Source organism: Sporosarcina sp. Marseille-Q4063 (genome assembly GCF_018309085.1).
Lineage (GTDB): Bacteria > Bacillota > Bacilli > Bacillales_A > Planococcaceae > Sporosarcina.
In genome coordinates this window covers 1,887,919-1,912,784 of sequence record NZ_CP070502.1, presented here as the reverse complement: position 1 = coordinate 1,912,784, position 24,866 = coordinate 1,887,919, and the positions used below count along the sequence as shown (strand labels likewise).

Annotated in this window: 28 protein-coding genes; 21 read left to right on the top strand and 7 right to left on the bottom strand. The window is 40.1% G+C overall.

Annotated features, from left to right (window positions below):
- Nucleotides 1-15 precede the first annotated feature (15 nt).
- Nucleotides 16-414 carry a VOC family protein gene (locus JSQ81_RS09835; RefSeq protein WP_212607425.1) on the top strand — a complete coding sequence of 133 codons (399 nt, stop codon included), beginning with the start codon at nucleotides 16-18 and terminating at the stop codon, nucleotides 412-414.
- A 45-nt stretch (nucleotides 415-459) separates the two neighbouring features.
- Here the strand turns inward: JSQ81_RS09835 and JSQ81_RS09830 are convergent, their stop codons facing one another.
- On the bottom strand, nucleotides 460-879 hold the full coding sequence (locus tag JSQ81_RS09830; protein WP_212607424.1) for a universal stress protein: 420 nt from the start codon (nucleotides 877-879) through the stop codon (nucleotides 460-462).
- A 240-nt stretch (nucleotides 880-1,119) separates the two neighbouring features.
- Here JSQ81_RS09830 and JSQ81_RS09825 point away from each other — a divergent pair, with 240 nt between their 5' ends.
- The 3 genes from JSQ81_RS09825 to JSQ81_RS09815 are packed head-to-tail and all read left to right on the top strand — an operon-like array spanning nucleotide 1,120 to nucleotide 4,732.
- A complete protein-coding gene (locus JSQ81_RS09825) occupies nucleotides 1,120-1,494 on the top strand; it encodes an ArsR/SmtB family transcription factor (protein WP_212607423.1) in 375 nt (124 codons plus the stop codon).
- Nucleotides 1,487-3,589, top strand: coding sequence for a heavy metal translocating P-type ATPase (locus tag JSQ81_RS09820; protein WP_249336693.1), 2,103 nt, complete (start codon nucleotides 1,487-1,489; stop codon nucleotides 3,587-3,589). The genes JSQ81_RS09825 and JSQ81_RS09820 overlap by 8 nt, the downstream gene beginning before the upstream one ends.
- Before the next feature lie 24 nt (nucleotides 3,590-3,613).
- Complete coding sequence (locus tag JSQ81_RS09815; RefSeq protein WP_212607422.1) at nucleotides 3,614-4,732, top strand: GNAT family N-acetyltransferase; 1,119 nt, start codon at nucleotides 3,614-3,616, stop codon at nucleotides 4,730-4,732.
- Nucleotides 4,733-4,824: 92 nt separating this feature from the next.
- On the opposite strand, the gene JSQ81_RS09810 is transcribed toward JSQ81_RS09815, so the two are convergent.
- Nucleotides 4,825-4,986 carry a lmo0937 family membrane protein gene (locus JSQ81_RS09810; RefSeq protein ID WP_371812534.1) on the bottom strand — a complete coding sequence of 54 codons (162 nt, stop codon included), beginning with the start codon at nucleotides 4,984-4,986 and terminating at the stop codon, nucleotides 4,825-4,827.
- Between the two features lie 114 nt (nucleotides 4,987-5,100).
- Here JSQ81_RS09810 and mntR point away from each other — a divergent pair, with 114 nt between their 5' ends.
- The 6 genes from mntR (at nucleotide 5,101) to JSQ81_RS09780 (ending at nucleotide 9,489) form a co-directional block, all read left to right on the top strand.
- Nucleotides 5,101-5,508 carry a transcriptional regulator MntR gene (gene mntR, locus JSQ81_RS09805; protein WP_212607420.1) on the top strand — a complete coding sequence of 136 codons (408 nt, stop codon included), beginning with the start codon at nucleotides 5,101-5,103 and terminating at the stop codon, nucleotides 5,506-5,508.
- A 17-nt stretch (nucleotides 5,509-5,525) separates the two neighbouring features.
- A complete protein-coding gene (locus tag JSQ81_RS09800) occupies nucleotides 5,526-6,386 on the top strand; it encodes a CvfB family protein (RefSeq protein WP_212607419.1) in 861 nt (286 codons plus the stop codon).
- A 59-nt stretch (nucleotides 6,387-6,445) separates the two neighbouring features.
- Nucleotides 6,446-7,336 carry a DUF1002 domain-containing protein gene (locus JSQ81_RS09795; protein WP_212607418.1) on the top strand — a complete coding sequence of 297 codons (891 nt, stop codon included), beginning with the start codon at nucleotides 6,446-6,448 and terminating at the stop codon, nucleotides 7,334-7,336.
- 269 nt (nucleotides 7,337-7,605) lie between these two features.
- Nucleotides 7,606-8,571: a ring-cleaving dioxygenase gene (locus tag JSQ81_RS09790; protein ID WP_212607417.1), complete on the top strand. Its 966-nt coding sequence runs from the start codon at nucleotides 7,606-7,608 to the stop codon at nucleotides 8,569-8,571.
- 23 nt (nucleotides 8,572-8,594) lie between these two features.
- Nucleotides 8,595-8,876, top strand: coding sequence for a GNAT family N-acetyltransferase (locus JSQ81_RS09785; protein WP_212607416.1), 282 nt, complete (start codon nucleotides 8,595-8,597; stop codon nucleotides 8,874-8,876).
- Nucleotides 8,877-9,018: 142 nt separating this feature from the next.
- Nucleotides 9,019-9,489 carry a DUF4064 domain-containing protein gene (locus JSQ81_RS09780; RefSeq protein ID WP_212607415.1) on the top strand — a complete coding sequence of 157 codons (471 nt, stop codon included), beginning with the start codon at nucleotides 9,019-9,021 and terminating at the stop codon, nucleotides 9,487-9,489.
- A gap of 41 nt (nucleotides 9,490-9,530) precedes the next feature.
- On the opposite strand, the gene JSQ81_RS09775 is transcribed toward JSQ81_RS09780, so the two are convergent.
- Nucleotides 9,531-10,016: a GNAT family N-acetyltransferase gene (locus JSQ81_RS09775; protein ID WP_212607414.1), complete on the bottom strand. Its 486-nt coding sequence runs from the start codon at nucleotides 10,014-10,016 to the stop codon at nucleotides 9,531-9,533.
- A 177-nt stretch (nucleotides 10,017-10,193) separates the two neighbouring features.
- Here JSQ81_RS09775 and JSQ81_RS09770 point away from each other — a divergent pair, with 177 nt between their 5' ends.
- The 5 genes from JSQ81_RS09770 to JSQ81_RS09750 all read left to right on the top strand — a co-directional run bounded on the left by JSQ81_RS09770 (nucleotide 10,194) and on the right by JSQ81_RS09750 (nucleotide 13,664).
- Nucleotides 10,194-10,544 (top strand): hypothetical protein, encoded by a 351-nt coding sequence (locus JSQ81_RS09770; RefSeq protein ID WP_212607413.1) that lies wholly within the window; start codon nucleotides 10,194-10,196, stop codon nucleotides 10,542-10,544.
- 119 nt (nucleotides 10,545-10,663) lie between these two features.
- Nucleotides 10,664-11,440: a helix-turn-helix domain-containing protein gene (locus tag JSQ81_RS09765; protein ID WP_249336720.1), complete on the top strand. Its 777-nt coding sequence runs from the start codon at nucleotides 10,664-10,666 to the stop codon at nucleotides 11,438-11,440.
- Nucleotides 11,441-11,523: 83 nt separating this feature from the next.
- Nucleotides 11,524-12,396 carry a membrane protein insertase YidC gene (gene yidC / locus JSQ81_RS09760; RefSeq protein ID WP_212607411.1) on the top strand — a complete coding sequence of 291 codons (873 nt, stop codon included), beginning with the start codon at nucleotides 11,524-11,526 and terminating at the stop codon, nucleotides 12,394-12,396.
- A 54-nt stretch (nucleotides 12,397-12,450) separates the two neighbouring features.
- Nucleotides 12,451-12,699, top strand: a complete 249-nt coding sequence (locus tag JSQ81_RS09755; RefSeq protein ID WP_212607410.1) for a hypothetical protein — start codon at nucleotides 12,451-12,453, stop codon at nucleotides 12,697-12,699.
- Between the two features lie 86 nt (nucleotides 12,700-12,785).
- Complete coding sequence (locus JSQ81_RS09750) at nucleotides 12,786-13,664, top strand: M15 family metallopeptidase (protein ID WP_212607409.1); 879 nt, start codon at nucleotides 12,786-12,788, stop codon at nucleotides 13,662-13,664.
- A gap of 246 nt (nucleotides 13,665-13,910) precedes the next feature.
- On the opposite strand, the gene cls is transcribed toward JSQ81_RS09750, so the two are convergent.
- Nucleotides 13,911-15,362, bottom strand: coding sequence for a cardiolipin synthase (gene cls / locus JSQ81_RS09745; protein ID WP_212607408.1), 1,452 nt, complete (start codon nucleotides 15,360-15,362; stop codon nucleotides 13,911-13,913).
- Between the two features lie 177 nt (nucleotides 15,363-15,539).
- On the opposite strand from cls, the gene JSQ81_RS09740 reads away from it, so the two are divergent.
- Entirely contained in the window at nucleotides 15,540-16,928 is a 1,389-nt protein-coding gene (locus JSQ81_RS09740) for an L-cystine transporter (protein WP_212607407.1), read from the top strand.
- Nucleotides 16,929-17,075: 147 nt separating this feature from the next.
- Here JSQ81_RS09740 and JSQ81_RS09735 read toward each other — a convergent pair whose 3' ends face one another.
- The gene (locus tag JSQ81_RS09735; RefSeq protein ID WP_212607406.1) at nucleotides 17,076-18,320 is read right to left on the bottom strand and encodes a helix-turn-helix domain-containing protein; all 1,245 of its coding nucleotides are present in this window, start codon (nucleotides 18,318-18,320) and stop codon (nucleotides 17,076-17,078) included.
- Nucleotides 18,321-18,426: 106 nt separating this feature from the next.
- On the opposite strand from JSQ81_RS09735, the gene JSQ81_RS09730 reads away from it, so the two are divergent.
- The 4 genes from JSQ81_RS09730 to JSQ81_RS09715 are packed head-to-tail and all read left to right on the top strand — an operon-like array spanning nucleotide 18,427 to nucleotide 21,872.
- The gene (locus JSQ81_RS09730) at nucleotides 18,427-19,734 is read left to right on the top strand and encodes an MFS transporter (protein WP_212607405.1); all 1,308 of its coding nucleotides are present in this window, start codon (nucleotides 18,427-18,429) and stop codon (nucleotides 19,732-19,734) included.
- 15 nt (nucleotides 19,735-19,749) lie between these two features.
- Nucleotides 19,750-21,021, top strand: a complete 1,272-nt coding sequence (locus tag JSQ81_RS09725) for a S41 family peptidase (protein WP_212607404.1) — start codon at nucleotides 19,750-19,752, stop codon at nucleotides 21,019-21,021.
- A gap of 4 nt (nucleotides 21,022-21,025) precedes the next feature.
- On the top strand, nucleotides 21,026-21,208 hold the full coding sequence (locus JSQ81_RS09720; RefSeq protein WP_212607403.1) for a hypothetical protein: 183 nt from the start codon (nucleotides 21,026-21,028) through the stop codon (nucleotides 21,206-21,208).
- Nucleotides 21,201-21,872, top strand: coding sequence for a DUF2268 domain-containing putative Zn-dependent protease (locus JSQ81_RS09715; protein WP_212607402.1), 672 nt, complete (start codon nucleotides 21,201-21,203; stop codon nucleotides 21,870-21,872). Before JSQ81_RS09720 ends, JSQ81_RS09715 begins: the two co-directional genes overlap by 8 nt.
- 49 nt (nucleotides 21,873-21,921) lie before the next feature.
- Here the strand turns inward: JSQ81_RS09715 and JSQ81_RS09710 are convergent, their stop codons facing one another.
- Complete coding sequence (locus JSQ81_RS09710; RefSeq protein WP_212607401.1) at nucleotides 21,922-23,082, bottom strand: MFS transporter; 1,161 nt, start codon at nucleotides 23,080-23,082, stop codon at nucleotides 21,922-21,924.
- Nucleotides 23,083-23,398: 316 nt separating this feature from the next.
- On the opposite strand from JSQ81_RS09710, the gene JSQ81_RS09705 reads away from it, so the two are divergent.
- Nucleotides 23,399-23,539: an Lmo0850 family protein gene (locus JSQ81_RS09705; protein WP_212607400.1), complete on the top strand. Its 141-nt coding sequence runs from the start codon at nucleotides 23,399-23,401 to the stop codon at nucleotides 23,537-23,539.
- A gap of 58 nt (nucleotides 23,540-23,597) precedes the next feature.
- On the opposite strand, the gene JSQ81_RS09700 is transcribed toward JSQ81_RS09705, so the two are convergent.
- Nucleotides 23,598-24,785: an FtsW/RodA/SpoVE family cell cycle protein gene (locus tag JSQ81_RS09700; RefSeq protein WP_212607399.1), complete on the bottom strand. Its 1,188-nt coding sequence runs from the start codon at nucleotides 24,783-24,785 to the stop codon at nucleotides 23,598-23,600.
- Nucleotides 24,786-24,866: the final 81 nt, after the last annotated feature.

The following is a 24,866-nucleotide window of genomic DNA, read 5'->3' as shown; positions in this document are numbered from 1 at the left end:
AGGAGTCGATTTTTTATGGGAAAAGTTACACCATTCTTAATGTTTGAAGACGGCAAGGCGGAAGAAGTGATGAATTATTACATATCCATCATCGATGATTCGGAAATTACAAGCATTGTTCGTTACGGAGCCAATGAAAGCGGAGACGAAGGAACCGTCATGCAGGCGACATTTTCTTTGAAAGGGCAAGAATTCATGTGCATTGACAGCAATGTAAAGCATCAGTTTACCTTTACGCCTTCATTCTCGATTTTTGTAACTTGTGATAGTGAAGAAGAAATTAACAACGTTTATGAGAAACTTCTTGAAGGCGGAGAAGCACTTATGCCAATTGGCGATTATGGATTTAGTCAAAGATTTGGTTGGCTAAATGACCGATACGGCGTATCTTGGCAACTAAATCTTCCTTCATAACCAAAAAGAGCCCAATTCTTAAGCGAATTGGGCTCCATTTTTATATTATTTAACAATCATCACCGGTGCATTGACTCGTTTGGCAACTTTTTGACTTACGCTGCCGATCACCATTTCTTGAAAGGAATTTAAACCGCGACTGCCGATGACAACAAGATCAAAACCGCCTCGATTGGCGAAACTGACAATTGTCGAACCAGGCTCCCCTTGTTTTACGATTAATTCGTGACTGACAAGCGGTTGTTCAAATACGCCTCTAATCGGAGCGAGTCGTTTTTGTCTTTCGTTATCGATTGTAGTGGCTCTAGATTTTTGTTGAGCATCGGATTGTATTCTTTCAAAATCTTGGACGTATAAAATTTCGACATGCGTCTCTTTACTCAAGCCTGCTAGTTTAGCGGCATGCCCTGCTGCTCGCTTTGAGTTTTCAGAACCATCGACTGCAACTAGAATTCGTTTATACATTAAATACACTTCCTTCACTTAGAATAAAAGATAGCGGTATATTAAATTCTACATGATTAATCAGCTATGGTCACTTGCAACGCTCTACTGCAATGCTTTTCTTAAGTTTCCTCTTCTAGAAACCACCGCAAAAAAACCTTCAAAAATATATATTCAAACATTCGTTTGATAATCCTTGCAACATCAAAAAAACTTGCATATACTATTCTATAATCAAACGACCATTTGAATGAGGTGAACATGATGACGATTAAAGAAGATATATGTGAAGTGAAAAGTGTGCATGAAGATGTTGTCCAGCGCGTGCAAGGAATGCTTCCGAACCTCGGCGGCATGGTGCAAATTTTCAAAGCACTTGCAGACGATACTAGACTAAAGATTGCTTATTCCCTGACCTTAGAAGAAGAAATGTGCGTGTGTGATGTAGCTGCTGTTATCAATTCATCAGATGCAACCGCATCTCATCATTTACGTTATTTACGGGAACATTCCTTGGCAAAATCAAAGCGAAAAGGAAGAATGGTTTATTATTCATTAGCCGATAACCACATACATCAACTCGTGAAAATCGCTTATGACCATGCAACAGAAGGTGATGACATTGACAATGACTGAGAAAAAAGAATATCGACTAGAAAATTTGACTTGTGCAAGCTGCGCCATGAAATTTGAGAACAACGTCAAAGATTTACCTTTGGTCGAAGACGCGCAGGTGAATTTCGGCGCTTCAAAATTATCGATTACAGGAAATACGACAATAGAAGAACTTGAAGAAGCAGGCGCCTTCGACGGCATAAAAGTCAAATCGGCAACCGAACGAAAATTAGAACCGATAATTCCTTTTTATAAACGGAAAGAAAATATTATTTCAGCTTTATCTTTATTCTTCCTGGCCATCGGATTTGTGCTATCAATCAGTCATTCCGAAAAATACCTGCCTGCGATTGTATTTTTTGCAATTTCGATTGCGGTTGGCGGCGCAGGCATGTTCAAAATCGGCATACAAAATCTGTTTCGTTTAGATTTCGATATGAAAACGCTCATGACGATTGCAATTATAGGAGCAGCCATAATCGGCGAGTGGCGAGAAGGTGCCATTATCGTATTCCTATTCGCAGTGAGCGAGGCATTAGAAGCCTATTCAATGAATAAAGCGAGACAATCCATTCGATTGTTAATGGACATTGCACCGCCCTCAGCTACTGTAAAAAGAGGCGGCCACTTTGTTGAATTGCCAACTGAAGATATCCGGGTAGGCGATGTGCTCATCGTGAAACCGGGTGAGAAAATCGCGATGGACGGTAAAGTGCTAGCAGGTTCATCAACGATCAATCAAGCAGCCATTACCGGCGAATCAATGCCCGTATTAAAAGAAAAAGACGATGAAGTTTTTGCGGGAACGCTAAACGAAGAAGGCGCTTTGGAAATAGCCGTGACGAAATTAGTCGGCGATACGACCATCGCGAAAATTATCCATTTAGTAGAGGAAGCGCAAGCAGAAAAAGCGCCATCGCAAAAGTTTGTCGATCGCTTTGCAAAATACTATACCCCGGCTATTATGATATTAGCGCTTCTCGTAGCAGTTGTACCGCCGCTACTAGGTGCAGACTGGAACCTTTGGATTTACCAAGGCCTTGCTGTTCTCGTCGTAGGCTGTCCGTGTGCGCTTGTGATTTCAACTCCTGTCGCGATTGTCACGGCAATCGGAAATGCCGCGCGCCAAGGTGTTTTAATTAAAGGCGGCGTGCATCTTGAAGAAACCGGTCATTTAGACGTCATTGCTTTTGATAAAACTGGGACATTAACGAAGGGATATCCTGAAGTGATTGATTTTATCCCAAATGAAGGTGTTGACAAGGAAAGGCTTCTGGGGGAAATTGCCGCAGTCGAGTCGCTTTCCCAACATCCGCTTGCAAAAGCAATCGTCAATTACGCCCGCAAAAAAGGTGTGAAACCAATTGAAGCCATTGATTTTCAATCGGTCACCGGAAAAGGGGCCTTTGCTTCGGTCAATGAAATTCCTGTTTACGTCGGGAGCATCGATTGGATTGGGGAAATTTCTTCCGTTCCATCTGAAGCTCTAAAGAAAATATCTATCCTTCAAAGAGAAGGGAAATCGGTCATGGCGATTGCATCTGGAACGGAATATAGCGGCTTGATCGCTGTTGCTGATCCAATTCGCGAAGAAAGCCAATCGATTCTTAAAAAGTTGAAAGAAATCGGAATTCGTCATACGGTCATGTTGACTGGCGACCACATACAAACAGCAGAAGCAATTGCTAACAAATTGGGCATGACAGATGTTCGTGCTGGACTCATGCCAGAAGATAAACTGACTGCGATTAAGCAATTGGAAGTAGAGTACGGCCGCGTCGGCATGGTTGGAGACGGCATTAACGACGCACCTGCATTAGCGGCATCATCAATCGGTATCGCCATGGGCGGAGCAGGAACTGACGCCGCATTGGAAACAGCAGACATCGCGTTGATGGCAGACGATCTCGAAAAACTGCCCTATACGATAAAATTAAGCCGAAAAACATTGCGAATCATTAAAGAAAACATTATGTTTGCATTAGGCTTGAAATTAATTGCCCTGTTACTAATCATTCCGGGATGGCTAACTTTATGGATTGCGATATTCGCGGATATGGGCGCGACAATCCTTGTTGTCCTGAATTCATTAAGATTAATACGCATAAATAGATAGTACGAAAATGGGGGACGGATGTTAATGCATTTACAAGAATGGACAATGGAAGAGCAAGAACAACTAATTCATTTTATGACGACTAATACCTGGCCTTACCACGGCCATTCTCATCAAGGTCGCGATATCATTGAAAAAGCAATTGAAGAAGGCGGATACGAATCGGATGAAGTCAAAACATTTTGGGTTGAAAATGAAGACGACGAAAAAGTAGGCATCGTGAAAATTTACGATTTGCAAGATGAAATTCCACTCTTCGATTTACGAATCGCCGATCAATCAAGAGGTTTTGGATACGGACCGCGAGCGCTTCGTCTCGTCGCTAAATACGTTTTTAATTTGAAAGAGCGTAAAATCCGACTCGAGGGTCATACGAGACAAGATAATCTTGCCATGCGGAAAACATTCGAGCGTGCCGGCTTCGTTAAAGAAGCGCATTTGCGAAATGCCTGGTTTTCTCCGAAAGAAAACTCGTATTATGATGCAGTCACATACGGCATTACACGGGAAGACTTTGATGAAGGAACGACAACGCCTGTCGTTTGGGAAGACGGAGACAAGGTGGGGATAGATAAGTCACTCTCATCTTCTCAAATACCCAACATCTCAGACGCATTTGAATCCGAACGACTCATTATTCGTGCCCCGAAAATTGAAGACGGACTCGATGTATGGAATTCAATCCAACAGTCGCTGCCATCACTTCGTGTGTGGATGCCATGGGCAACACCAGAACTTAAATTGCATGAAACCGAAGAAAGCTTAAGACAATCAATTGCTGATTTTATTACCCGTAAAGATCTGCGGCTGCATCTTTATTTAAAAGAGACAGGCGAGTTTATCGGCTCTTCGGGACTTCATCGGATTGATTGGCGCGTACCGAAGTTTGAAATCGGTTATTGGCTGGATACTAAATTTGAAGGTCAAGGGTATATGACAGAAGCGGTTGATAGGATTACCCAATTTGCTTTCGAAGAATTAGGGGCGCGTCGCGTTGAAATCCGTTGCGACGAAGAAAATCATAAAAGCCGCTTGTTGGCTGAGCGCATTAATTTTGAACTGGAAGGCATTTTAAAGCAAGATTCCGTCGCATTAGATGGAAATAGTTTACGAAACACATGCATCTATGCGAAAATTGAATAGGACAAATTGCGTTCGCGTATGATTAGCGAAGTCTGGATAAATGAGAAAGGGATGCTGAGCTTCAACAAATTGTGAAGTCAACATCCCTTTCGTTATACAGATCTTCTGCCGGTTATAAGTTGAAGGATGAAAATAATTCCTGCAACGACAAGGATAATGTGAATTAGCCCTCCGCCGATTTTAAATATCAGGCCTAACAACCAAAATACGATGAGCGCTACTATGATAAACCAAAGAATTCGGCCCACAATCATCACTCCTTTTCTGTTGTAGTCTAAATTTACCCCCGTTACCAATATGTTAAACACGGAAAGTGACAGGAGAAGTATGACGGGCGTTTGCTGAATACATACTGGAGGCGATCTAAATTGGCTACACCAGGTATGGAAGACTACCTAGAACAAATCTATCTACACATTGAAAGAAATGGAATTGCGCGCGCATCTGATATTGCGGAATCACTCGACGTGCTTCCTTCATCAGTTACAAAAATGGTTCAACGATTAGACAGAGAAGGTTATGTGTATTATGAACGTTACAAAGGTCTTGATTTGACGGAAAAAGGTCTCGCGTTCGGTAAGAAGCTAGTGAAACGCCATGATATTCTTGAGGACTTCCTTCGAATAATCGGGGTGAATGAGGAAAACATCTACGACGATGTTGAAGGAATTGAACATCATTTGAGTTGGAATGCGATCGACCGCATCACTGATTTAGTAGAGACATTGGAACAGGATACTGAATTTATAAAAAAACTAAAAGATAAGAAACAGTAGACAAAGGATGGTTGTATATGGAGCAATTACAGTCTGGAAAGACAGCAGAGTTGGAAGTAATCGGTCAAGAAGGTTCGAGATGGGTTCTTCGGGGCGCCGAAGATGACATTATGTTAAACGTTTCAGATTCAGAAGAAGGCGTGGAAGTTGGAGACTTCGTACACGTATTTTTATATGCCAACCGTCGCGGCGAATTAACAGCCACGATGAAAATGCCCAATATGACGGCAGAGACTTTCGGCTGGGCAACAGTGATCCGTATCGATGAACGCGAAGGCGTTTATGTTGATATAGGTTCTTCTTTTGAAGTTCTTGTAAACGGAGCCGATATGCCGAGAATTCGTTCATTGTGGCCAAAGCCAGGCGATGAATTGTACATGACGCTTCGAACAGATTTGGGCGGCGAGATTTTCGGCAGGCTTGCAACAGAAGAACGAGTGATGGAACAATACGCAGAAGCAGAACCAACGCTATTTAACATGAATCTGAAAGCAAGAGCATACCGTTTATTACCGGTAGGTTCATTTATGTTGAGCATTCCCGAAAATTATCGGATTTTCGTTCACAACACGGAGCAAGAAGGAGAGCCGCGTCTTGGACAAGAAGTCGATGTTCGCGTGGTTGAAGTGCATGATGATGGAACCATGAATGGTTCAATGCTTCCGCGTGTCGAGGAACGTTTATCGGGTGATGCTGAAATACTATTCGATTATTTACAAAAGGTTGGCGGAAGAATGCCATTTACAGACAAGTCTACACCAGATGAAATTCAAGAGATGTTCAGCATGAGTAAAGGCGCTTTTAAACGAGCACTTGGCCGACTTATGAGAGAACGAAAAGTCACGCAAGAAGATGGTTGGACCAAAATATCTGAATAGAATTAGGAACCTTTTTTTAATCAAGACGTACTAATAGGTAGATAAAGGAGGTTAATTTTATGAAAAGGTTATTGATGTTTATTGCATCACTGGCTCTTTTAGTTGCATTTGTTCTACCAGAAACGACTTATGCAGACAAAAAGGTTATCGATGAGAAGTTAGGTGTGCCGATTGTTGTTTACGGCGCGAATTTATCCGAAGCTGAAAGAACAAGTGTAGAGGAAAGTTTAGATGTCGCCAATGATGCGGAAGTAGAAGAGGTAACCGTCGATGGCAATGACCTGACGACTTATATAAAAGATGGCAATAAAAATGCGCGCATGTATTCATCAGCGAAAATCACAAGACGAGATGCCGGAAAAGGACTTGTCATTACGATTGTGACACCGAATAACATCACGCAAGTAACATCCGACATGTATGCGAATGCAATGTTAACAGCTGGAATTGAAGATGCAATTGTTGAAGTTGCTTCGCCAAAACCAGTAACTGGCCACTCAGCGCTTGTAGGAATTTACAAAGCATATGAAGTAAGCGGAGAGACGCTCGATACAGATCGTACCGACGTCGCCAATGACGAACTGAATTTAGCAACGAAGTTCTCAGAGGATTCAGGGGTCGATAAAGACAAGGTTTCAGAACTTTTAACGGAACTCAAAAAACAAATTGCCGAACAAAACCCTGCAACAAAAGAAGATGTAGAACGAATTGTCAACGAGCAACTTAAAAAATTGAACATCGAATTAAGCGATGCCGATCGCCAGCTACTCATCGATTTGATGGATAAAATTCGTAGCCTCGATATCGATTTCAGTAAATTGTCATCCCAACTTGAGGACATGAGCAAAACAATCAAAGAAAAAATCGGTGAAATTGATCCAAAGTTTTGGGATAAAGTAAAAGAGTTCTTCGCGAATCTAGTCGATTCAATTAAAACTTGGTTTGAATAATAATATGAATTTCCTAACAGGCAGTTTTTCAGGCCTGTTTTTTTATTCCAATTTGGGAAAACAATGACCCAAACGACCAAAGAGGCTCCCCAAACGACCAAAGCAACCAACGAAACACCCAAAGCCTCCATAAAATTGTTTGTTCCACCTCAAAAAAGGTAATCATAAACTATAGCCCATAAACAAAACAAATTTATTGTGCACCAACGTATGCGATGATAAACTTAAGGTATCTCGAATTCAAGATATGTTAAGGAGGAAGTTCAATAATGAAGCTTGCAGGTATCCATCATGTGTCAGCCATAACCGCTGACGCCGAAAAAAACCATGACTTTTTTACACGTATATTAGGAATGAGGCTTGTTAAAAAAACAGTGAATCAAGACTCGACGTCTTCGTACCATCTATTTTATGCAGATGCAGAAGGTACGCCGGGCACAGACATGACCTATTTTGATATTCCGAATGCGGGAAGGACGTATCCCGGGGTTTCGAGTATTAGCAATACTGGATTTCGCGTCATGTCCGATGAAGCGCTAGACTTTTGGAAAAAGAGATTTGAAACGCTTCAAATCGAACACGACGAAATTAGAGAAAGATTTGGTCGTAAAACATTATCATTTATAGATGATGAAGGATCACGACTCATGCTCGTCGTCGATAATGGCGACGGGGTTCCGTATGGTATTCCATGGGTGAAAGAAGATATTCCAGAACCATTTTCAATTGTTGGCTTAGGGCCAGTGACATTAACCGTGCGAAAACCAGAATCGACTGCCGGGGTACTCATTGATGTGCTTAATTTCACGGAAATAGGGTCTTATCCTTCAATCGTGGAAGGGATGCCTGAAATTCGGGTATTTTCAACAGGAGAAGGCGGTCCTGCATCGGAAGTTCATCTTGAAACAAGGACTGATTTGCCTGTGGAAAGACCCGGGCGCGGCAGTGTGCACCACGTCGCATTCCGCGTGAAGACAATGGAAGAATATCAAGAATGGGAAAACCATTTACGAAAAAACGGCTTTATGACGAGTGGCTTAGTTGATCGTTATTACTTCAAATCGATTTATTTCAGAGAACCGAATGGGATTCTTTACGAACTGGCAACCGATGAGCCAGGGTTTACAAGTGACGAACCCATTGATAAACTAGGAGAAACGCTGGCCTTACCACCATTTTTAGAGCCGCGCAGGGCGGAAATTGAAGCTTCCTTACGCCCGATTAATACGAACTGAGACTAGAAAGGGGTTTTAATCATATGGAATTTGAATTAGTAGAATTAGATGGAGACGCATATGCGTTTCGCAATACACAAGATGATAAAGTACTTGCTGAAATATCATGGACGATGTTGAGTGATGTCATGGTAATGGATCATACTTTTGTATCGCCGGATTTACGCGGCCAAGGTGTAGCGAAAAAACTACTTGACCGTGCAGCAGACTATGCGCGAGAGAAAAATTTCAAGATGGAACCGATTTGTTCGTATGTTGTCACAGCTTTCGAACGCTATGACGATTACAATGATTTAAAAGTGTAAGCGAAGGCAATCCGTCGTAAAAGCGGATTGCCTTTTAAATTGTATTTTATAAGTAAACTTTCATGCGAAAATAATAAAAGATGAAACTATTTAATATTATATACGTATAGATTAGAGAACTAGAATAATAGGAGGTTATGTAATGAAACGTACCGCGGAAAAAGTATTATCGATTATTGGTGCAGTGTTTACATTGCTGGGTATCATTGGAAGTTTTGCTTTTGCAGCATTTATGAAAGTAGTTTTATCAGATGGAACAATTAGAAGTGAGATGGAAGCTGAATTTTTAGCAGATCCAACATTAGGCGCAGAAGATGTTGATATGGTTTTTGGTATGATCGAGTCGTTCGCAGACTTTAGTTGGTTATTTGTTATCGTATTAATTATTAGTTTAATTGCTAACATTATCGGAATTATATTCATCTGGAATAATAAAAATCCGAAACTAGCGGGTACAATGTTTATACTAGCAGGGTTATTCGCATTTGTTTTATCACCAACATCAATCCTTCTTTATATTGCCGGTATCTTATGCTTTACAAGAAAAGCGCCGCTTACTGATGAGCCAACATTTGTTGAAAATCAATATGATGACACATTACGCCCACTATAATTTATAAAATTAAAACCGCATCCCGTTAAGGGCGCGGTTTTTTAATGATTTTTGCACGAATATACATATTGAGCAGTTTCCAACGGATGCCCTTCAAAAGTTTCTTCGAAAACATCTAGTAATTTAAAGCCTTGCTTTTCATAAAAGGCTCGTCCAATTTCATTTTTTTCTTCAACATACACAAATACTTGCGATGCAGATTTCAGCGTAGAAAGCGCATTGTGAAACAATTTTTTGCCATAACCGGAATGCTGATGGGCTGGTAAAATATACATTGCGGTTAATTCGGCATCGCCATCTTCATCAACCTTTGTTATATTCGCAAAGCCAATAGGAACACCTTCACTTTCAGCAATAAGCATCGCTGTTTTTTCCATTCGCATCATGAGCATCATATCCGAATAAGCGCGTTCCAGAAAAATTGTTTGGAGCTCTTCGGGAATGATACCGCAATACGTTTTGCGCCATGTGACACGCGCAATTTGTTGCACATGATCGATATCTTTAGATGTCATTGGTCGAATCATACCCTAGTCACCTCAGTATTTCTTTTTGTAATCATAACAAATAAACGCGCTAAAAACTACCTAAGATAATCAATATGTATTAAGAAGAACCAAGAAAAGTTTCTAAATACTTCGATTCGGGTATACTTATAATATAACCTTATTACAATTTTTGATAATTCAGGAGGAATGATTAATATGGCACGTAAAAAGAATACATTTCTGCTAGCGACACTTGCCGCTGGTGCATATGCTTATTTTAGTAAAAAAGAAAATCGTGATAAAGCACAAGTTGCTTTCAACAACATGAAAACAAAAGTGGAATCGTTTATCGATACACAGAAAGTGAACCGTGCTTCAGATACTAAAGTTGGTCATTCAGACCCTTACGATACGCAAGATAATAAAATGGTAAGTGAAGGCGCGCAAACGAGCGTACATTACTACAACCAAGAAGTTCAGGATAAACACGATTCATCAGAAGATTTAAACGGACTTTACAATGAAAACCATAAACCGCATCCAGAAAACAAACAACAACAACAATAATTAAAAAAATGGGCGCGCCCTGAATGGGGTGCGCCTTTTCAAAATTACTCAAGTTTGAATCTTCTAACTTACATTAAGTAAAGACAAATTTTTAACGAGAGGTGAGAATGGTGAGTGTAATGATGGGTGAAAATCCTGTTTCAGAAAATAAATTCGTTGATGAAATTAAGAACAACGATTACTTTGAAGTTGTTGAACAGTTTTTTGAAACAGAAGAAAAACTACTAAAACAGTTATATCGTTTTGAAAAAAAAGAAGCGAAAAATGCTGCGAAAAAAATGATTGAAATTGTTAGCGAAGCATCTAAGAAGGATAATGAACTAATTGGAATAAAATATTATTTAATTGCGCTAACAGGCATTATCGCAAGACATATTCGAAAAGAACATTCGGCAACAAAGAAAGCATTATCGTTTAATGCAACAAGTTTAATTTTAATCGAACAGAGATTAACAATAGACAATGCAGAAAACTTAGCTGATGAATTAATCGAGTTTTTTATCTATATTGTTGGGGAAAGAAAACCCTCATTATTAATGCATCATACTGTAAATAAAGTAGTTCAATATATTGACAAAGAAGTAGAAGTGCCGATGTCGGTTGAAGGACTATCTGAGATGTTTGATGTCAGTACAAGCCATTTATCACGAATTTTTCGGGAACACACAGGAATTACTCTCGTTGAATATATCAATGTAAGGAAAGTTGAGGAATCACAATATTATTTGCGTTTTTCGGATATGAAAATTTCGGATGTATCAGATAGATTCAACTTTTGTAATCAAAGCTACTTCACTCGTATCTTCAAAAAGTATACAGGTGAAACACCACGAAGATTCCGTAACAACTTAGCCGGAGAATATTTCCGCCTCACACTCCCATTAGAAGAAAAATAGTGATTGACGTAGAATAATTGTATTCCTACGTCAATTTGTTGTATACTTTTCAGTAGTTTGAATTAGTGAAGGTGAATCTATTGATGAAGAGATTTGGATTGTTAACGATATTAATGACTGCAGCTATATTTTTAAGCGGTTGTGCTGGAGTCGAAAACAAAGAAGGTAAGTTTTACGATCTTCTGGTCAAACCGATGGAATGGTTACTTCATTTTTTTAGTGGTCAATTTGGCGGCAGTTATGGTTTAGCAATTGTCGTTATCACTATATTGATAAGGCTAGTTTTGATGCCACTTATGCTTAGAAATTATAAGTCACAACAAGAAATGAAAATAAAGATGGATGCGCTTCGACCAGAAATGGAAGATATCCAAAAGCAATTAAAAGAAGCGAAAGAAACAGGTAATAAAGATGATCAAACGAGACTACAGCAAGAAATGATGGGGCTTTATTCGAAGCACGGGGTTAACCCGCTCAATATGGGTTGTTTACCGCTTGTACTTCAAATGCCGATCATTATGGGACTGTATTTCGCAATTCTATATTCACCAGAAGTAAAAGAAACAAAGTTTCTTTGGTTTAACCTAGGTAGTCCAGATATGATCATGATGCTCATTGCGGGTGCCGTTTATTTCGTTCAAGCACGCGTATCACTTTGGACAATGCCGGATCAACAAAAACAACAGATGAAAATGTTCATCTATCTATCACCGATCATGATTATGTTTATCTCTTTCAAGGCTGTAGCTGCACTTCCGCTTTATTGGGCAGTCGGGGGAATTTTGCTTATTTTCCAAACTTATCTTGGACGGAAGTTGTACTTTAAAGAACCAGCAGTTCAACCAGCTGGATCTTCGGATAAGAGTGAACAGAAGTCAGAACCGAAAAAAGAATCAAAACCAGCAGTGAAAAAAGATGAACTAAAAGAAAAAGCACCAAAAAAAGATGAAAAATAAAGAATGAATGAGGCCGAAGAGGAATCTTCGGCTTCTTTTTTGGGGGTTTTACGAATGAATATCAAATGGATGTTTGGAATTGGAATTGGCATCGCAATCATCGCTTCATTTTACTTTGTTGTTCAGCTCAATTTGAACATGGCGGTTCTTTCGATGGTAGGTTTGTTTGCATTCACGAACGGGTTGAGGTCAAAAACATTTCATGATCAAGGACTAGTACGCGAATCGAAATGGATGAAATGGGTCTCCCTCTTTTTTGCCCTCGCTTTCATCGTTCTGATTATTATTTATAGTGTTATCTAATTCAGGGCTCAAGCATCAATTAATAAGCGACTTGAGTTAAAAATGATGGTAAACTAAGGTGATATTTCGAAAAGGCAGGCTATGATATGAAGAGGAATAAAAGTTATCAGTATAGGTCACAAAAGAAAAAAGGAAAAGCGCTACCAATAACCCTCATTAGTCTGGGGATTATTGTAGCTGGAATTACTAGTTGGATCGGCATGAATGATTGGAATTTAGAAAAGAGTTACAAGAAAATTGAACAAGTAATCTATCAAGATGATAATAAAGTTGACGACGAAACAACTGAGCCCGTAAATCCAGATGAAAATTATGATTCTGAAAATATAGATGAAAATAACGAAGTGGAAGTACCTAAAGATGAAGTTCCAGAAGTCGAAACACCAGATGTCGAAACGCCCGAAAAAGACAATCGCCAGTATATTGAAGGGCAAGAATTACCAAAAGAACCGACTTATATAGAAGGTATACTTATCGCAAATAAGCAATACCCCCTCCCGAGCACATATTCACCCGGGGAAAGTGACGAGGCGAGAGCGGCATTTCATGAAATGGCAGCTGCAGCTAAATTAGATGGCTTTGAACTTATCGCATTTAGCACGTATCGCTCCTATGATTACCAGACCGGTTTATACGAGCGTTATGTAGAACGGGATGGAAGTGAAGCTGCTGACCGCTACAGTGCGCGACCAGGTTACTCTGAACATCAAACGGGTCTTGCTTTTGACATCGGCGAAGTCGATAATGAACAATACTATGCATCCGCAAAATTCGGTGAAACAGATGCTGGGAAATGGGTAGCCGCAAATGCCTATCGTTTTGGCTTTATCATGCGTTATCCCGAAGGAAAAGAAAAAAGAACCGGCTATATGCATGAGTCCTGGCATTTCCGCTATGTCGGAATCGAAATAGCAAGAGAAATCTATAAGCAAAATATTTCTCTTGAGGAGTATTTAGGGATTTAATTCAAAGTACAAAGGACGCCCCGTCTTCATTGGGGCGTCCTTCTTGTTTGCTTAAGAAATTATAAAACATTGTACTGTGGATATCTTCTAACACAGAGATTTCCCGTCCAGCTCCAGGCGCCAGCCCCTCGGGTCATAAGCAATCCCTCTGGGAAGAATTGAACTGCATTCTTCTTCGGCAAAGACCGCCACGCCGCGGGATTTCTTATGCCTGTCGGGTCTAGACGGGCGCCTTCCGCTTTTGTTCTATAAAATCGGAGAAATTAAATTCGCAATCGATTCTTTTAATTTAATCATTGTTGATCGAGTATTGTATATTTCTAGCGTGAGTTCAGTTGAAAGGAGCATATCCTGTTCAAATAGTTCCGCAAGTTCATGTGATTTATCACGATCATAAATAAAGGCATTCACTTCAAAGTTCAATTTGAAGCTTCGAACGTCAATATTTGCAGTTCCAACAGTCGACACTTCGTCATCAATAACAATCTGTTTTGAATGAAGAAATCCATTTTCATAAATGTAAATCTTAGCGCCTGCTTTCAATAATGAGCCAACATTGGCATACGTTGCCCAGTACACAAACATATGGTCAGGCTTATTTGGAATCATAATTCGCACATCTACACCAGATAAACAAGCGATTCGAAGCGCATCCAAAAAGCTGACATCCGGTATGAAATAAGGCGTTTGAATATAAATATACTTTTCAGCTCGGAAAATCATTTTTAAATATCCATCTTTAATTTGTTCCCACTCAGAGTCAGGTCCACTTGAAACGATTTGCATACTGACAGACCCTTTTTGAGGAATAATCGGGAAGAAAATATCATTGTATTCAATATCCTGATTCGCAGATGCTTGATTCCAATCTAAAATGAATCTGGTTTGAAGTGGGTGAAGCGCACTTCCCTCGATTCGTAAATGCGTATCTCTCCAATAACCAAACCTCTTTTTTAGCCCTAGATATTCATCTCCTACATTAAAACCACCAATATAGCCGATACGTCCGTCGATTACGACAATCTTTCGGTGATTCCGGTAATTTAGACGAGGGTTAATGAGTGGTAAAATTGAAGGAAAAAAAGCTTCGACCTGTCCGCCGTGGCGGATCAGTTCCCTGAAATGCCGTTTATGAACACCACGTGATCCCATGTCGTCATAGAGTAATCGCACTTGAACCCCTTGTTTTGCTTTTTGAATAAGCACATCCAATAGTCGTTTTCCTAGATTATCAAGTCTAACAATATAATATTGAAAATGAATATGATCTTTCGCGTTTTCAAGGTCATCAATAAGCGCTGAAAATTTTGCTGCCCCGTCGTTGAAAACTTGAACATCGTTATCTTGTGTTAACACAGCATCATTGTTTCGCAGATGAAGATTTATCATATCTTTATGCTTTTTAGTTTCCTTATGTCGGAACTCTAGCGTATTATCCTCAATTGCTTCAATTTGATAATTGATAAGTTGGTCGATGCCGATTTTACTTCGGCCTTCCCAACGAAAAAGGTGTTTTTCTCGAAAACGACGTCCTAACATGAGGTATATAAAGAAACCGAAAAACGGAATAAAGAACAAGACCATCAGCCAAGCCCATGTTGATGTGGCGTCACGACGTTCTAAAAATATAAGAGCGATTGCAAGAAAGATGTTTAATACAAGAATTGCAGTGACCGTAAAACTTATGAAGTTCGTCATATGCGCCTCCTCATTATATGATTACTTTCTATAGTATACCCGATGGATAAGGGAAAGTTGTAAAATTAGGAAGACATCATAAGAATTTCCGATGAATATAAACTAATTCCTACTTGACTGATAAGTATTACTGGTATAAAGTATGGTTTATAGTATTTTAATTTAGGAGGAAAAAATATGTCTTCGCTATTTCTGATTATAAATATAGTAGGTTTGCTACTATTAGTTGGTTTCCTTTATATAATGCAACGTAAACATGTATCATTCTCCAAACGAGTATTTACCGGGCTTGGCCTTGGTATTGCATATGGTCTAATTTTACATTTTTCGTATGGAACAGATTCTACTGTTCTAGAAGAATCGATGCCTTGGTTTAATATAATCGGTGTCGGTTATGTTAAACTTCTTCAAATGATTGTCATGCCTTTAGTGTTTATTTCAATACTTGCGGCTTTTACGAAAGTGACAATTGGGAAAGATTTCGGGAAAATGGCAGGAAGAGTTTTAGGGATTCTAATTGGCACGACAGCAATTGCAGCACTCATTGGTATCGGTGCGACGTTGCTCTTTGGGCTTGATGCATCTGAAATTATTCAAGGAGAAGCAGAACTATCTCGTGGCGTTTCGATTGAGGAGCGCGCAGAAGGGGTTGCGGACCGTGCACTACCTGAACAGATTTTAGAACTATTGCCAGCGAATCCATTCCTCGATTTCACAGGGGCTCGTCCAACGTCAACAATTGGCGTAGTCATTTTCGCAGCATTTCTAGGATTTGCTTATTTAGCAGTTTCACGTCGCGAACCTGAAAATGCAGCCACCGTGAAAAAAGGAATCGACGCCATCTATTCACTAATCATGGGGATTGTACGAATTGTATTACGCTTAACCCCTTATGGAATTCTAGCGATTATCGCTAGAACAGTAGCTACATCGGATTTTGGCGCGATTTACAGCTTAGGAAAATTCGTAATGGCTTCATACGTCGCGTTAGGCGTTATGTTCGGAATCCATTTGATTATTATCATGCTCTCAGGACTAAACCCGATCACTTATGTGAAAAAAGCGGGTGACGCGTTACTATTTGCATTCACATCTCGTTCAAGCGCGGGAACATTGCCGCTTAACATCAATACGCAAACAAACCGTCTAGGTGTTCCAGATGGCGTCGCAAACTTTGCAGGCGCATTCGGATTGTCAATCGGCCAAAACGGCTGTGCGGGTATTTATCCAGCGATGCTTGCCGTAATGATCGCACCTTCAGTTGGGCAACCAATTGACGCACAATTTATCGTGACACTAGTTGCTATCGTCGCGGTCAGTTCATTCGGAGTAGCGGGCGTAGGCGGCGGCGCAACATTTGCGGCGATTCTTGTATTATCTGCACTTAACTTACCAATTGCACTTGCAGGACTTCTCATTTCAGTCGAACCACTCATTGACATGGGACGTACAGCACTAAACGTAAGTGGTTCAATGACAGCAGGCGTGACAACAGCCCGCATGTCAGGCGAACTAGATACAGATGTTTATAATGGAAATGTAGAAGGACAAACGGTCGAAGCTTAAAAAGTCACCGAAACGACCAAAGCGGCAATCGAAACGTCCATAGCAACAGGTCAATCGACTATACCCGCGATCGAAACGACTAAAGTGGCAACTCAAACGACCAATGCAACAATATTTCATGTAATAAATAAAAATCCGCAGACGACATTAGTGTCGTCCGCGGATTTTTTCATAAGTTTCATTAATGAAATCTTTATAAGGCGAATGTGGCATAGGCGAAATATTGTCATAAGCTAATTTGGCATGTTCCAAAGCTTTTTCCTGATTCTCAAGTGCTACATAAGATAGGGCCATGTAAGCATCCCCCTCATAAAGGACCGCTAAATCGAATGGATGATTGAAGTATTCGGGAATTTCCATTTTTTCTAATTCGACAAGCGCAGCTTCAAATTTATTTAATCCAAAAAGGGCTTTCCCTTTTTCGAGATGTAAGAAAGTTTTATGAACTTTACCTAATTTATATTTAACATCATAATGTTCCAGTAAATGTAATGCCCTTTCATGGGATTTTTCATAGGAATTTAAATAGTGAACTTCGATGAATGTCGTGAAAAAAACTGCCTCTATGTCATCGGCGAACTCCCCGTACAATGTAATTTTTTTTACGTAGTACTTTATCTTTTCTTCATCCCGCGTCATCATCGCGTGAAAAGCTGCAAGCCTGTATAAGTGATCTATTCGATAAAAAACTTGTTTCTCCCTAGAAAACTCAATCCCGCTTTCCATTACCCTCAAAGCATCATTTGAATTACCTGCCGCAAAATGAAAAACTGCTTCCGTATAATCAAAGTCCAATCGGGTCATTGGGTCTATGAACGTATGTTGCTTTTCGATTTCAAATCGTTCTTTTTGTAGTATGTTGAGTGCATCACTATAGTCGTATTCGGCAAATTTAACTGCTGCACGAAATATTCCTATGCTTGCTCTTCTCTGAATGATATTCATTTGTTCGAAAATATGAGCGGCTCTATCGGAATATACTTGCCAACCATCCCTTTTTTCAAAATGAAGCGTTCGGCTATATATATCCAACAAACGGGCGGCTTCGTAGCCTTGAGTCAATTTTGATACATACGGTTCAATCAGCGTAATGAGTTGCTCGAACTCGTCTGACAAAACGTCAAACTCGGTATAATAGAGCTTTTCGGCTTGCAACAAAACCTCACGTAGTTCTTGACTACTTACTGCTTCAAGTAACTCAGACACATCTACACCAAGACGTTTCGCTATATATGTAAGGCTCTCCATCGATGGGTTCGCCTTATTGTTTTCGATTAAACTAAGCATGCCTTTTGTTAACTCGCTTCCGGCTAATGCTTCCAATGTGAGTTTCTGTTGTTTTCGTAGTTTCCGAATCCGTTCACCTAATGTTTCGATGTGGCATACCTCCATGAATTTGAATATAGTTTAATTATATTAAACATTTACTTGCAATGGAAGTATAAAGCATGTTATTGTATGTTTAACCTAATTAAACTTTCTGAATGGAGTGTTTATTATGGAAGATGCTTTTAAACTGAAAAGAGCGACCTTTAACTTGTGGACGTTTGTTACGAGTAAACTTATATCTTCATTTGGTGCACAAGTATACGTATTTGCCATAAGCTTTTATATTTTACAACAAACAGGATCTGCAACAAGCTTTGCAACAAATCTCCTTTGCAGCATATTGCCAAGAGCGCTTATGGCACCATTTGCTGGCTACGTTGCGGATAACTATTCTAGAAAGACGATTGTCATTGCTGCACAAATTGCCTCATCATTAGCAATTGCGGGTCTTCTAACAGTCAGTTTGATTCCTGGGCTTGGGCTTTCACTTGTCACCATTTATACGACAACGGTATTGTTATCGATTACTTCAACTTTTTCAGGCGTTGCATTCAGTTCATCGATTACAGGGCTGATTGATGAAAAAAGGATCCAAAAAGCGATGTCAATGAATCAAATGTCCATCTCTTTTGCAGCAATTGGTGCTCCAGCAGTCGGTGGACTTTTGTATGGTACTGTTTCTATGCCGGTATTTCTTATCATGTACATGACAGCATCAATTATTGCGGTTATTCTTGAGTCGACGATGAATTTCAAGTTGTTCGCAAAACGCAAAGAAGTCGTGGAAGGAGAGGCGAAGGAATCGATATGGCAAAGCATGAAGGCGGGTTTTGCCTATCTGAAGCTACAACCGATTATCATGGCGCTCCTTTGGGTTTCTTTACTCATAAACTTCCTGTTCGGTGCGTTTCAAGTCGGGTATTCCTTCGTCCTGATTGAAAAGTTGAAAATGCCTTCAGAACATTTCGGTTTGACAGAAGGTGCGTTTGCAGTCGGAATGTTACTGTTATCATTTTATTTATCAGTACGCAAAGATGTGAAGTATCCATTTCTCGTATCAAAGAGGGGTATTATCGTATTCGGTATACTGATGGGCAGCATCGGCCTGCCGCTAATGGTATCGATGCATTACGGTGTGATGTTCGGTTTTTATTTGACAGTCATGTTCTGTTTCGGCGCGACGATGATTATCGTCAATACGCCAATCATGGTTATGATGCAAAAGATAATCGACGACGATTACAAAGGGCGCGTGTTTTCAATTATGGAAACGATGGCGATGGCACTTATGCCCCTGGGAATCGTGCTATTCGGATTCCTGTATGATTTATTACCGGCAGAGTGGATCCTGGCTATTTCGGGTTTGTTGCTAATAGGGGTCGTTCTTATATTGGCAAGACCATCTGTCGTCCGAAAAGCACATCCAGAACTCGATAAATCAAAAACAGTCACTGCAGAAGTTATCCAAGAACAATAGAATGGGGTGTATCAAATGGAAACCATTTTCAAAGAAATTGTCCACATTATGAACCACGATTATGCAGGTTGGAAAGACAAAAAAGGATGCGATCGACCGGAGCACTTCATCCGGAAAATTAAAGATAATCCCTCACTGACAAAAGCAGAATTCAAGGATGTTGTTGATGACTATTTACTGGATTTCAATGATAGGCATATCTATTTTGTAGCGGAGAATACGAGTAGCGAGAAAGCGAAAAGTCGCGGATTCAATGTCCGACGTTATGAAGATGGATTATATGTGACAGAAGTTGATTCAGAAAAGCAAGTAGAACCTGGGATGCGTTTCGTTTCATTAGACGGCCATAGCATTCCTGAATTAAGGGAAAAGCATCACCGTTTATTAAATGAAAACCACGCGGAACGTGAAAATTGGCTACCAATTCTATCACTATACGAAGAGGGCGAAGTTGAGGACGCCAAAGGGAACCGAAAAATAATCAAATTCGATTTATACGATAAAGTGCTCTATGTTCCTGAGTATTCCGTCAAGAAAGTAGATGAAAAGATCATTGTCATAACAATGACCGACTTCGCGGATCCAGACGCCATTGTTAAAATGGTCGCTGATAATAAAACCTTACTTGATTCCACGGATAAATGGATTATTGACGTGCGTGTGAATAACGGGGGAAGCGACTCGAGTTATTATCCGTTATTTAAATACTTGCTGCCCGAGGAGGGTGTCGAACTTGGGGATGAAGAAGAGCATATGTTATTTAATTGCACAGAAGAAAATACGACCCGAGTTTTAGCAGATATAGAGGAAGACCTAAAGGAAACTGAAGATGAACAAGCGCAAGTATTCTTGAACGTCTTCCGCCGAGAATGGAAGAAAAATCGTGGCAAAGGGTTCGTTCAATTCAATTTTGAAGAAATCGTACCGAGCACATTCATAAAAGGTTCTAAACATCTAGCTTCAATCATCGTTTTGACAGACAATCGGTGCGGTAGTTCAGGAGATTCTTTCGTCGAATTAGCCAAGGAATCCAACAAAATAACAGTTATCGGCCGTGCAACCATGGGGCTGAATGATTACGCGAACTTGGCCATTAAGAAATGGAACGCCGGATTTGAATTGATGTATCCGACTTCCCGGTTATCCCGCATTGACAAAGGGGAAGGGATGACCAAGGTTGGTATTAAACCCGAACTCTATATTCCTTGGACACCTGAGCATATTTTCGTAGATAAAGACATGGAGAAAGCAATTGAACTGTTAGAAACAAAAGTAGGTTTAAAATAAGCACATGGATAATATCGAGATTGTAAACTTAGTTCCTAAATTCTTAGCTTTTTACGAAAAGGCAAAATCGGCAAATGGCGATATGAACTTAATCTTTGAGCTATGGGAAGAACACTATAATTTCGCAGCCCTTCCGCCAGTTGAAGCAAGACGTGAAATGGCACGTGCGATGCTTGAGGATGCTTGAGGATGCATGGGGTAAATACGAATCAGTCATTCCGCGATTAGAAGCATTTCAGCCTGATGAACAAGCGATTTCTGATTCGATGAAAGAATTGAAGCAGCTATTTGGATGCGATGAAGATATATCAATAGCCGTTTTGTATTATGTAGGTGCCTTTGAAGGAAATGCATTTGTCGCTCCCTATAGCGATGGTCGATTAGCGCTATGTTTATCAGTCGAAACGGGCGGTACTGATATTGCTTTGGCGCATGAAATGGCGCATGTTGTTCATTCGAAAACGGCGAACTTATCGATGGAATGGGAACGCTCCATTGCTTCAACAGTTTTACAGGAGGGGGTAGCAATGCGGGCAAGTCAACAAATTGTTCCCGGCTATCTAGACGAAGCTTATTCGGATCATAAACCAGGTTGGCTTGAAACGGCTACGTCAAAAGGAACCGCCATTTTGAACGGAATGCTACCATTTTTAGAGGATTCTTCAACGGAGGCAGTTCAACGATTCATAGTTGGAAAAGGCACGACTGGAATTGAGCGTGAAGCCTATTATGCAGGCTGGGTTCTTGTAGAGTCACTCCTGAATGAAGGGGTTTCATTCCAAGAAATAGCATCAATACCAGAAAATCAGATGCCGGAATATGTTAGGCAGAATCTAGAAAAGCTTTTATAAAAAAAGGCGAAGTTCTTATCCGATAAACGGAGAACTTCGCCTTTTAAAATTAAACACTGCGCAATGATTTTTTCGAATTTCTATACAGGAAGATCAACGCAATCGAGATGATGGCTAGAATCGCGGAAATATAATAGATATCACCGTTCATCCTTGTGAAGAGCCATGTAAATAAAAGCGGTCCAATAATGCGTCCCATATTATCCATCGAGTACGTCATCCCAGCAGCGGTTCCATACTTGCCACCCGATTCCTTCGATGTCAATGAAACCAGAGCGGTCCGTGCCAATGCGTTTCCTGCGATGAAAACGCTCAGTGAAAATCCTGCCCAAAAAAGATTCGTTGAAAAAGGAATAAGAATAAGTCCGATTGCCGTTACGATTTGAGCACCTAAAATCCATTGTGTCTCTGTCCCGTTTTTTATTCTCCGAACGACGCCGCCTTGAATACCAGCATCAACAAATCCACTTACCATGAACAGATAACCAATCTGTATAGGCGTGATTTCAATTTTTGAAATCTGGAATAATTGGAATGTTGATTCGAGCCCCGCAAGAATTAGAGTCACCATAAACGACAACAAAAACAGGTTTCGAATTCGATACTGCCAAAACATCATGCCGCCCTTTGGCAACAATTGACGCTTATTCGCTTCGCCGACACTTTCTGGTTCTTTCAAAATAATTCCAGCATAAACAAGAATCAGCAAGGTTAGAATACCCGATGCAATGAACGGAACTTGAAGACTAATACCCCCAAGCACACCACCGATCGCAGGTCCAAAAATAAATCCTAGCCCAATCGACATTCCAAGGAAACCCATATACTTATTGCGGTTCTCTTCAGTCGTCATATCCCCGACGAAACCTGTCACCGCAGTATACAAAGCACCGGAAAATACACCGCCGACAACGCGTGAAGCATATAGAAGGATAATATTTTCAATAAAAAACGCGAATAAAAAGAAGCTGAGACTGAAACCGATTAACCCAATTAAAATCAGCTTTTTACGTCCCGTACGATCCGACAACGCCCCCCAAAGCGGCGCTGTGAAAAATGAAGCAAGCGCATAAATCGTAAGAAGGCCGCCGACATGTATTTCAGATAAATTTTGCTGAATAATAACTTCAGGTAATATCGGAATAATAATGCCGAACCCAAGATAAACAAAAAATTGCACGGACATTAATAAAATTATGGATTTTTTCATAACGCCAACCGCCTTCTATAAAAATCAATACCGTAATTATACCTTTCACAAATTGGGTATACAAAGAAAAGGGTTCAATCTTTGGAGGGAAACGCTGCACATGCAGCGTCTTGATGAGAAAGTATTATAAACGAAGTATAACTCCACTATATAAAGTCTAAACTGTGTTTTGTAACACAATTGATAAACTTGAAGCGGTGCTGAGGTGGTATAATGAAATTAATCCGAAATGAATAACATATTTCTTATAAAACATGCAACTTTTATTACTTAATAACGTCTTAGTAAATATACATGAAAGGTCGAGGTGGAAAATATGGCTAACGAAATGGATTTGAAAAAAATTATCTCCAATTTGGCGAAATTAGGTGTTTCGGCTACGCTAACAAAATCCCGTTTAGAAATGCTGAAAGTCCTCGCACCGTCAGTACAAAACCCGCAAATTCAATCGAACTAACACAATAAAAGCTCCAGTGGATTCAGTCCACTGGAGCTTTTTATATTGATACTTCGTTTCAATCATCATCATCCGCGCCAAACATATAAGTTCGATGATGAAATTTCATGCTGAAGACAAGACCGATGGCAAGCATATTACTCATAAGCGAACTTCCGCCGTAACTAATAAACGGTAGAGGAATTCCAGTAATCGGAAGAACTTGAATGTTCATACCGATGTTTTCAAAAACGTGGAAAGTAATCATGGCAATAATCCCCGTACAAACGTACATGCTAAACGGATCTTTAAGTTCCAACGCAATTTTTGTTAAATGATAGATCAAAACAAAAAATAGACTGATGACGATACAAGAACCGATAAACCCATATTCTTCGCCGATGACCGCAAAAATGAAGTCCGTATGATTTTCAGGCACATAAGCTTCCCGGCCTTGAAAACCTTTCCCGAACATGCCGCCCGAACCAATGGCTGTAATCGCTTGGATGAGGTGCATTCCTTCACTGGTAGGGAAAGAGTACGGATCTAACCAAGAATAAATTCTTTTAAACTGATAAAGGTCAAAGCCGAGCGTTTCGCTCATAAAGTCTTGCGCATAAATCGCCGCCCATAATAAAGTAGTGACAGCCGCGGCGCCGCTAATAAATACAGGAAGGATAATCTTCCAAGAAATTCCCGCAACGAGAATAATCGCAGCAGTGATTGCAATGAATACAATAGAAGTACCTAAATCCGGTTGTTCCATAATGAATACAAGTGGTGCAATCAATACAAGCATAATTTTTCCTAGAAGAAAAAAATCAGTTTTTAACGTTTTATCTTCAAATCTCTCATGATGCGAACTTACTAGCCGGGCCATTCCAAGAATGAAAAAGGTCTTAATGAATTCCGAGGGTTGGATCTTCCCGATAACAGGGAGGTTAAGCCACCTCTTAACATTATTTTGCACTTCCGCAATTTGACCTTCACCGCCGGGCGCAAAATGAAGGAAGATAAGAAGGAACACGCCCAATCCATAAGCATACCATGCAATCTTTTTGTACTGGTCCGGTTCAAAATACATTACGCCTGCAACGATTATCGAACCGATTACATACCATTGAATCTGTTTCGGTACAAAGTTGATTCCGTACTGTCCAGTTGTTTGCGCAGAAGCAATGGCTGTTAAGCTCACGATGCAAAAGAGCAATAAAATAAAAGCGAGCGTCCAATCAAAACGCTCAGCTGGTTTGTTTGATAGTTTCATAATAGTTTTATCACCTTTAATAAAAAGAAGTTTTCTATAGTATACAGTAAAATAGACGTCTCGGCATGAGAAGAAGTTGCC

Excerpts from the sequence above, each read along its gene's own strand:
- JSQ81_RS09810 (WP_371812534.1), bottom strand. The coding sequence starts at position 4,986 with ATGATTGTGGGCCGAATTCTTTGGTTTATCATAGTAGCGCTCATCGTA.
- JSQ81_RS09700 (WP_212607399.1), bottom strand. The coding sequence starts at position 24,785 with ATGAAACTATCAAACAAACCAGCTGAGCGTTTTGATTGGACGCTCGCT.
- JSQ81_RS09780 (WP_212607415.1), top strand. The coding sequence starts at position 9,019 with ATGAAACGTACCGCGGAAAAAGTATTATCGATTATTGGTGCAGTGTTT.
- JSQ81_RS09815 (WP_212607422.1), top strand. The coding sequence starts at position 3,614 with ATGCATTTACAAGAATGGACAATGGAAGAGCAAGAACAACTAATTCAT.
- JSQ81_RS09765 (WP_249336720.1), top strand. The coding sequence starts at position 10,664 with ATGATGGGTGAAAATCCTGTTTCAGAAAATAAATTCGTTGATGAAATT.
- JSQ81_RS09830 (WP_212607424.1), bottom strand. The coding sequence starts at position 879 with ATGTATAAACGAATTCTAGTTGCAGTCGATGGTTCTGAAAACTCAAAG.
- JSQ81_RS09720 (WP_212607403.1), top strand. The coding sequence starts at position 21,026 with ATGGATAATATCGAGATTGTAAACTTAGTTCCTAAATTCTTAGCTTTT.
- JSQ81_RS09770 (WP_212607413.1), top strand. The coding sequence starts at position 10,194 with ATGGCACGTAAAAAGAATACATTTCTGCTAGCGACACTTGCCGCTGGT.
- JSQ81_RS09800 (WP_212607419.1), top strand. The coding sequence starts at position 5,526 with ATGGAGCAATTACAGTCTGGAAAGACAGCAGAGTTGGAAGTAATCGGT.
- JSQ81_RS09750 (WP_212607409.1), top strand. The coding sequence starts at position 12,786 with ATGAAGAGGAATAAAAGTTATCAGTATAGGTCACAAAAGAAAAAAGGA.
- JSQ81_RS09785 (WP_212607416.1), top strand. The coding sequence starts at position 8,595 with ATGGAATTTGAATTAGTAGAATTAGATGGAGACGCATATGCGTTTCGC.
- JSQ81_RS09795 (WP_212607418.1), top strand. The coding sequence starts at position 6,446 with ATGAAAAGGTTATTGATGTTTATTGCATCACTGGCTCTTTTAGTTGCA.
- JSQ81_RS09710 (WP_212607401.1), bottom strand. The coding sequence starts at position 23,082 with ATGAAAAAATCCATAATTTTATTAATGTCCGTGCAATTTTTTGTTTAT.
- JSQ81_RS09735 (WP_212607406.1), bottom strand. The coding sequence starts at position 18,320 with ATGGAGGTATGCCACATCGAAACATTAGGTGAACGGATTCGGAAACTA.
- JSQ81_RS09775 (WP_212607414.1), bottom strand. The coding sequence starts at position 10,016 with ATGATTCGACCAATGACATCTAAAGATATCGATCATGTGCAACAAATT.
- JSQ81_RS09825 (WP_212607423.1), top strand. The coding sequence starts at position 1,120 with ATGATGACGATTAAAGAAGATATATGTGAAGTGAAAAGTGTGCATGAA.
- JSQ81_RS09740 (WP_212607407.1), top strand. The coding sequence starts at position 15,540 with ATGTCTTCGCTATTTCTGATTATAAATATAGTAGGTTTGCTACTATTA.
- JSQ81_RS09715 (WP_212607402.1), top strand. The coding sequence starts at position 21,201 with ATGCTTGAGGATGCATGGGGTAAATACGAATCAGTCATTCCGCGATTA.
- JSQ81_RS09835 (WP_212607425.1), top strand. The coding sequence starts at position 16 with ATGGGAAAAGTTACACCATTCTTAATGTTTGAAGACGGCAAGGCGGAA.
- cls (WP_212607408.1), bottom strand. The coding sequence starts at position 15,362 with ATGACGAACTTCATAAGTTTTACGGTCACTGCAATTCTTGTATTAAAC.
- JSQ81_RS09790 (WP_212607417.1), top strand. The coding sequence starts at position 7,606 with ATGAAGCTTGCAGGTATCCATCATGTGTCAGCCATAACCGCTGACGCC.
- JSQ81_RS09820 (WP_249336693.1), top strand. The coding sequence starts at position 1,487 with ATGACTGAGAAAAAAGAATATCGACTAGAAAATTTGACTTGTGCAAGC.
- JSQ81_RS09705 (WP_212607400.1), top strand. The coding sequence starts at position 23,399 with ATGGCTAACGAAATGGATTTGAAAAAAATTATCTCCAATTTGGCGAAA.
- JSQ81_RS09725 (WP_212607404.1), top strand. The coding sequence starts at position 19,750 with ATGGAAACCATTTTCAAAGAAATTGTCCACATTATGAACCACGATTAT.
- JSQ81_RS09755 (WP_212607410.1), top strand. The coding sequence starts at position 12,451 with ATGAATATCAAATGGATGTTTGGAATTGGAATTGGCATCGCAATCATC.
- yidC (WP_212607411.1), top strand. The coding sequence starts at position 11,524 with ATGAAGAGATTTGGATTGTTAACGATATTAATGACTGCAGCTATATTT.
- JSQ81_RS09730 (WP_212607405.1), top strand. The coding sequence starts at position 18,427 with ATGGAAGATGCTTTTAAACTGAAAAGAGCGACCTTTAACTTGTGGACG.